Below are 6,940 nucleotides of genomic sequence, written 5' to 3' on the forward strand. Positions count from 1 at the left end.
ACCTGGTGCAGGCGGCAGGCGAAGGCCTGCACGCCCGAGAGATTGGTGTCGGGCAGGAGCACCAGGAATTCCTCGCCACCGTAGCGGCAGATCAAATCGCTGTCGCGGCCCAGGTTCACCAGTCGCTTGGCAAAGGCCTGGAGCACGCGATCACCTTCGACATGGCCAAACCGGTCGTTAATCGATTTGAAGTGATCGATATCCGCGATCAGGACGCCCAGGCTCTGCTGCTTGCGGTGAGAAAAGCGCACCATCTGCTCCCCCGTCTCATCAAGCGCACGCCGATTGGTCAGTCCTGTCAGCGGATCGGTTCTTGACAGCTTCTCCAGGTGAACGGCGTGCTGCTGCTGGGCATCACGGGACGCCGCGAGCTGGTCGTAGAGCTTGTTGCTCCCGATGGTCGACATGATGCTCCAGTAAAGCGTGTGATTTGGAGCGGAGGCGACAGTGGCGACGACCGGAACACTCGATCCGTCGCTGCGCCGCATCGGCAACTGGACTTCCGTGCACATGCCGGCACGCAACAGCGTCGGCATCATGTAGCTTTCGAAGAAGATCCAGGATTCCGGGGTCAGCAGTGCCTCGATCGATTGCCCGTTAAGCTGCTGCTGCTCCCACAGCGGAACGGTCCGGAAGTAGCTGTTGAGATAGGTGATGCGGCCGTCGGGACTGCTGACAAGCGCCCCGCATGGGAACGCATCCATGTCGACGCTGGCAGACTGTGGGCTCAGCTTGTCCAACGACGTATGGATCAGGCGGGTGTATTGGCCGTCAGGAAGCCTTGAGCGAATGACAACGGCGCGATCATCACCATCGTGACGTCTCTGCTCGCGGCCTTCACCGACGGCTACTCGACCTACGCCGGCGGCAAAGCGCCCGTGGAAGTCTTCGCGCGCGCGGCGGCCAAGGAGTTCGTGCCTCGCGGCATTTCGGTCACCGCTGTCGGGGCCGGTCCGATGGACACGCAGTTCTTCTATGGCCAGGAGACCCCGGAGCGCGTGGGATTCCACAATTCGCAGGCGATGAACGGGCAGTTGACCCAGATCGAGGATATCGGTCCGATCATCACGTTCCTGGCGACGGATGGCTGGTGGATCACCGGCCAGACGATCTTTGCCAATGGTGGCTACACGACCCGATAGGCTGTCGTGCGCGGGTTGGCTGGTGGGCTTCCCGGCGGTTGGTCGACCGCAGGTGACCGGCCGATCAGTCCGACAGCTGCTCCGGCTGGCTCAGCGCACTTGCGAAATCGACGCAGAAGCGCGCGGCGTCGGCGCCGTTGATGACGCGATGGTCGTAGCTCAACGACAACGGCAGCATGTCCCGCCAAGCGAGTTCACCGTCGACACGGACGGGTTTCTCATAACTTTTGCTGACGCCCAGAATCGCAACTTCCGGAGCATTGATGATCGGCGTGAACGACGTGCCGCCGATCGAACCCAGCGAGCTGATCGAGAAGCAGCCGCCCGACATGCGATCCATGGGCAGGCCCTTGGTGCGGGCCATCTCTGACAACTCCGCCAGCTCGGTGGCGATCTCCGGGATCGATTTGCTGTCGGCGTTGTGTATGACCGGCACGAGCAGACCGGCTGGCGTGTCCACCGCGATGCCAATGTTGTAGTACTGCTTGTAGACCAGATTGTTACCGGCCGCGTCGAGCGAGGCATTGAACTTCGGCTGCGCCTTCAGGGCGACGACGGCGGCTTTCACCAGGTAGGGCAGCGGGGTGATCTTGACGCCCGAGGCCTGCGACAGTGCCCGTCTCGCCGGTGTCAGCGCCGAGATGTCCGCCTCGTCGTTGTGGGTGACATGCGGAATGCTCACCCAGTTGCGGGCCATCGCCGCGGCCACCAGCTTCTGGATTCTGGACAGCGGCTGGGCATCGACCGGCCCCCATTGGGCGAAATCGACGTGCGGCCAGGGGGGCAACTTCAGCAGGGGATGATCCGGAGTCTTGGGTGGTGTCTGGTCTGTCACGGGCGTCTGATCTCGAAGTGGTTCCCGCCGCATGGCCACCATCGTGGGCACGCGGACTGATTTAGCGCGAGTCTATGTGCTGCGCGCGCGCTCAATCTTGACTGTCTGCGCAACGTTCGTTTCGTCCGCTCGCAGCTTCCGCGGTCTTGCCTTCCCGTGGGGCTGGTGAATTCCGCGAATAGGCTTATGCTTGATCCGGTTCCGTGGATGTTCGAACGGAACGGGTTTATTGACAAATGTCATTATCCTGGCAACTTAATAGTTGCAGGTGGGTGTGCCGATCCGGCCAGACGATCGAAAAGGTCGCGGAGAAGTCGGCCCGCACCCAAACTTGGCATGGATGCTGTGTGAGGGTTCACCCGGAGTCCATTGATTCGCTGAACGTGCGGGAATGGGCAGAGAGTTTGACCATCACTGGCACTGCGAATGCCCGGTGGCCTAGGCTATTGGGAACCGACTATAAGCGGAACGGCAGGCGGCCCGGTGTTGGTCGTTTGTGTCTGAAATCCGTGTAACAACGAAGGAGACTGCAATGCGTTCGCGTCTGACGGGAGCGGAGTTGACCAGGATGGCGTCGGGGGGCGCTGGGTGATCCGCGGCATGCGTGCTATCTGGGTGGGCGGTGCCGTGCTGCTGGCCATGTGGGCCGTCGCCGAGCGTGCGAGCGCCCAGGAATCACCATCGTCGTCCGCGCAGGCGAGTGCGCCCGAATCCGCTACCGAAACCACGCAGGCCAGCGATCCCTCGCTGAACGCGGTTGTTCGCCAGATGCGCGCCGTCAGTGAGCGCGATCGCGAGCGTCTGCAGGCCCGTGAGGCCGAATTCAAGGCCAGGCTGGATGAATCGAAGGCGCGTCTGGCCTCAGCCGAGCAGAAACTCGCATCGGCGGAGGCCGAGGGCCGGCGCCTGGAAGGTGTGTTCGACTCGAACAAGGTCGAGCTCAACGACAAGGCGGAACTGCTCAAGGACAAGATTGGCGCCCTGAAGGAGCTCTTTGGCGTGTTCCAGCAGAATGCGTCGGACCTGATTGGTGCATTCAACGGTTCGCCGACCAGCCTGCAATATCCGGATCGCGACATCTGGCTGGAGGGGTTCGCCAACCGGATGAAGAACGCCTCCGAGGTCACCTCGGCCGACGATATCAAGACGCTCTGGTACGAACTCATGCGGGAGATCAGCGCCCGCGGTGAAATCGTCCGACTCGATGCGCCGGTATTCAATGCAAACGGCGATTCCACCACGCGGGACGTGGTTCGGCTGGGGGGCTTCAATCTGGTCACCGACGAGCCCGACCCGGCCTATCTGCTCTGGAAAGCCGGGCAGCAGCGCGTGGAGACCATGCCGCGTCAGCCGGCCGGACCCTATGCGGCGGAAATCGCGAACTACATGGGTGAAGGGCAGGGCCTGAGCACTCTCAGCATCGACCCCACCGGCGGCACCCTGCTGACGCTGCTGGCCGAAAAGCCGACGGTCGAGGAGCGCGTGGATCAGGGTGGTCTGGTCGGTTACATGATCATTGTTCTGGGCGCGATCGCCTTCCTGCTCGCTGCCAGCAAGCTGCTCGACATCGCCGTCATCAGCCTGCGCGTGGGCATGCAGCGCCGCCGCATGGATCAGCCCAAGGCCAACAACGCGCTCGGTCGCGTGTTGCTGGTCTACCGGGACAACCAGCATGTCGACCCGGAGACCCTGGAAATGCGACTGCACGATCGCGTGGCCAAGGAAACCGGGCGTATTCAGCGTTTCATGGTCTTCCTGGCGATCATCGCCGCGGTGGCCCCGCTGATGGGTCTGCTGGGCACCGTGGTGGGCATGATCAACACCTTCCAGGCGATCACCCTTTACGGCACGGGCGATCCGCAGACCATGGCCGGTGGCATCTCGCAGGCGCTGATCACCACCGTGCTGGGCCTCGTGGTCGCGGTGCCGGCGGTGCTGCTGCATGCGGTGGTCAATGCCCGGGCCCGTTCGCTGGTGAATCTGCTGACCCAGCAGGTCGCCATTCTCACCGGGGATCGGCTCGCGCAGCGCAATGCCGCCACAATCGGCGAGCGGCCGCGCCCGACATCGTTGCCGCCCGCTCATGCGGCTCCGGCGTGAGGAGGCTTCGATGAGCGACGCACTAAGCGACGACCCGACCACCGAAGAGGAGACCGGCATCGATCTGACGCCGATGCTCGATGTGGTCTTCATCATGCTGATCTTCTTCATCGTTACCGCCACCTTCGTCAAGGAAGCCGGAATCGATGTGGATCGGCCGCAGGCCACGACGGCCGAGCGTCAGGATCTCGCCAACATCCTGATCGCGATATCACCGGAGGATGAAATCTGGATCGACGGCAAGCGCATCGACGAGCGTGATCTCGCCACGACCGTCAAGCGCCTGCATGCCGAGAACCCGCAGGGCTCGGTCGTCATCCAGGCGGATCGCGCATCCACGCACAAGAAACTGGTCGTGGTGATGGATGCGGTGCAGCAGGCCGGCGTCGGACAGGTTGCCGTCGCCGCCGAAAACGAATCCTGAACACCGCGCCACGATCCGATGGAACCACACGCCAAACAAGAACGTCCCGACGCAGCCATTGAGGAGACCGGCATGCAACGCAGTCTGATTCGAGCCACGCTGGCCGGAGTCGTGTTCCTGGGAGGGGCCGCGGCGCCGGTTCACGCCCAGGATGTCAGGAGCCTGATCGCCGAGGGCCAGTCCTATCTGGTCGCGCAGCGTGAATCACAGGCGCGCATCAACCAGTACTCCGCGGAGACGGATGATCTGAACGCCGAATACCAGCGTCTGCTGCGCCAGATCGAAGGCCTGGAGGCGTACAACCGCCAGTTGCGGACGCAGATTGATGCGCAGGAGAGCGAGATTGCGAAGACGGACGCCTCGATCGCCAAGGCGACGGAGGTGGACCGACAGCTGTTGCCGCTGCTGATCAACATGGTCGACACGTATGAAGAGCTGGTCGCGGTGAGTCCGCCGTACCTGGCCGACGAGCGTGCCGAACGGATCGGATTTCTGCGCGAGACCGTGGACCGGGCCGATGTCGCCGCGGCGGAGAAATTCCGTCAGGTGCTCGATGCGTACATGACCGAGCTGTCCTACGGCAACACCATCGAGGCCTACACCGACACCATCGAAGCCGAAGGCGGCGAGCGGGAAGTCAACGTCCTGCGCCTGGGCCGGATCGGGTTGTTCTATCAAAGCGCCGATCGCGTGCACACCGGCCGCTGGAACCCCGAGGCCGGCCGCTGGGAGGCGCTTGGCGCCGAATACCGCAACGGCATCTACCAGGCCATTCGCATCGCCAACAAGCTGACCGCACCGAGCCTGCTCTCCGTTCCGCTGCCGCCACCACAGCCGGCGAAGACGGCGCAGTCTGACCGTGGACCGGTCGTGGCCCTGGGGGCGAGCGCACCATGAACCGACTGATCGTCCTGGTCAGTGCACTGACCCTGACCGCAGGCGCCTGGGCGCAGAGCGGTGAAGATGAGCTGCTCGAGCGCGTGCGCAGCGGCGAGGTCGGCCAGCGGGCCGACCAGACCGCCCAGCTCAACCGCTACAACAGCGCCTCCGCCGCCGAGCGCCAACGCCTGCTTGAAGAGGCCCGCGCCCGTCGCGACGCCCTGCAGCGCGAGAGCGCCGGGCTGGAAGACACCGCCCGGGATAACAAACGCAGCCTGGACGGCAAGATCACCGAACTGCGCAGCGAGCTTGGCCCCAACGCCGCCCTGTTTGGCACCTTGCAGGGCGTCTCCTCCGAACTGATCGGCCTGTTCCGCAACTCCTCGACCTCGCTGCAGTACCCCCATCGCGACATCTGGTTGGGTGACTTCATCGAGCGCATGGAGACCTCCACCGAGATCTTCACCATCGAAGAGCTGGAGCAGCTGTGGTTTCTGCTGCAACAGGAGATCACCGCCTCCGGCAAGATTGTTTCGCTGAGCACCGAAGTGCTGGGCGAGTCCGGCGCGCGTGAATCCCGGAAGATCGTCCGGCTGGGCAAATTCGGCCTGATCACCGACGACCCCGAGCCGGCGTATTTGACCTGGGATGCGACCAGCCAGCGGGCCTCGCTGCTCAAGCGCCAGCCCGAGGGCGATGCGCTGATGAAGGTCGAGGACTACCTGTCCAGCAGCAGCGGCATCGCCGCCGTGGCCATCGACCCCACCGCCGGCTCGTTGCTCAGCCGCCTGGTCGACGCCCCGGGACTGCGTGATCGCATCGCCGCCGGTGGCCTGATCGGCAACCTCATCCTGACCCTGGGCGCCGTTGGCGTGCTGATCGCCGTCTTCAAGCTGATCAGCATCATGATCGTCAGCGCCAAGGTCGCCCGCCAGCGGGCCGACATCGGCAACCCCAAGGACAACAACCCCCTGGGGCGGATGCTCAAGATCTACGAGGCCAACCGCGACCAGGACACCGAGACGCTGGAAATGCGCCTGGGCGAAGCCATTCTCGAGGAGCGGCCCAAGATCGACCGCTTCGTCGGCACCATCAAGGTCATCTCGGCGGTGGCCCCGCTGATGGGCCTGATGGGCACCGTGATCGGCATGATCGCCACCTTCCAGGCCATCACCCTGTTTGGCACCGGTGATCCCAAGACCATGGCCGGCGGCATCTCCCAGGCCCTGGTGACCACGGTGGAAGGGCTGACCGTGGCGATTCCGACCGTGCTGCTGCACGCCGTCGTCAACGCCCGGGCGATCGCCCTGATCAACACCCTCAAGCACCAGACCGCCGGGCTGATCGCCGAGCGCATGGAAGCCCGGGCCGTGCAGGACAAGGCCGCCTAAGGTGCTGTCGCTGATACCAACCCTCGACGGGAGGGCGGCATGGAAGGGCTGACGTTTTTCGTCTCCGACGTTGTCTTCCAGGTCACCAACTTCCTGATCCTGGGCGGCGACGTGCTGCTGCTGATCGCCGCGGCGATCTTCATCATGTGGGGCTGCATCGTCGAGCGGG

At 63.9% G+C, this 6,940-nt stretch carries 6 protein-coding genes and 1 pseudogene; 5 read left to right on the top strand and 2 right to left on the bottom strand.

Annotated features, from left to right (window positions below):
• A partial coding sequence (locus ABNS06_RS14040; protein ID WP_348675221.1) for a diguanylate cyclase occupies positions 1-704 on the bottom strand: 704 nt, incomplete at its 3' end.
• A 96-nt stretch (positions 705-800) separates the two neighbouring features.
• On the opposite strand from ABNS06_RS14040, the pseudogene ABNS06_RS14045 reads away from it, so the two are divergent.
• Positions 801-1,142 (top strand): annotated as a pseudogene (locus ABNS06_RS14045) (SDR family oxidoreductase); the annotation flags it as partial.
• 64 nt (positions 1,143-1,206) lie between these two features.
• Here ABNS06_RS14045 and ABNS06_RS14050 read toward each other — a convergent pair.
• Positions 1,207-1,977: a 2-oxo acid dehydrogenase subunit E2 gene (locus ABNS06_RS14050; RefSeq protein WP_348675222.1), complete on the bottom strand. Its 771-nt coding sequence runs from the start codon at positions 1,975-1,977 to the stop codon at positions 1,207-1,209.
• A gap of 600 nt (positions 1,978-2,577) precedes the next feature.
• Here ABNS06_RS14050 and ABNS06_RS14055 point away from each other — a divergent pair.
• From ABNS06_RS14055 to ABNS06_RS14070, 4 genes are all read left to right on the top strand, one after another.
• Complete coding sequence (locus ABNS06_RS14055; protein WP_348675223.1) at positions 2,578-4,077, top strand: MotA/TolQ/ExbB proton channel family protein; 1,500 nt, start codon at positions 2,578-2,580, stop codon at positions 4,075-4,077.
• Positions 4,078-4,087: 10 nt separating this feature from the next.
• On the top strand, positions 4,088-4,501 hold the full coding sequence (locus ABNS06_RS14060; protein WP_348675224.1) for a biopolymer transporter ExbD: 414 nt from the start codon (positions 4,088-4,090) through the stop codon (positions 4,499-4,501).
• A gap of 72 nt (positions 4,502-4,573) precedes the next feature.
• Positions 4,574-5,398, top strand: a complete 825-nt coding sequence (locus ABNS06_RS14065; RefSeq protein WP_348675225.1) for a DUF3450 domain-containing protein — start codon at positions 4,574-4,576, stop codon at positions 5,396-5,398.
• Positions 5,395-6,771: a MotA/TolQ/ExbB proton channel family protein gene (locus tag ABNS06_RS14070; protein ID WP_348675226.1), complete on the top strand. Its 1,377-nt coding sequence runs from the start codon at positions 5,395-5,397 to the stop codon at positions 6,769-6,771. The genes ABNS06_RS14065 and ABNS06_RS14070 overlap by 4 nt, the downstream gene beginning before the upstream one ends.
• Positions 6,772-6,940 lie beyond the last annotated feature (169 nt).

It is taken from the genome of uncultured Abyssibacter sp. (assembly GCF_964000955.1).
GTDB lineage: Bacteria > Pseudomonadota > Gammaproteobacteria > Nevskiales > OUC007 > Abyssibacter.

Excerpts from the sequence above, each read along its gene's own strand:
- ABNS06_RS14055 (WP_348675223.1), top strand. The coding sequence starts at position 2,578 with ATGCGTGCTATCTGGGTGGGCGGTGCCGTGCTGCTGGCCATGTGGGCC.
- ABNS06_RS14060 (WP_348675224.1), top strand. The coding sequence starts at position 4,088 with ATGAGCGACGCACTAAGCGACGACCCGACCACCGAAGAGGAGACCGGC.
- ABNS06_RS14065 (WP_348675225.1), top strand. The coding sequence starts at position 4,574 with ATGCAACGCAGTCTGATTCGAGCCACGCTGGCCGGAGTCGTGTTCCTG.
- ABNS06_RS14070 (WP_348675226.1), top strand. The coding sequence starts at position 5,395 with ATGAACCGACTGATCGTCCTGGTCAGTGCACTGACCCTGACCGCAGGC.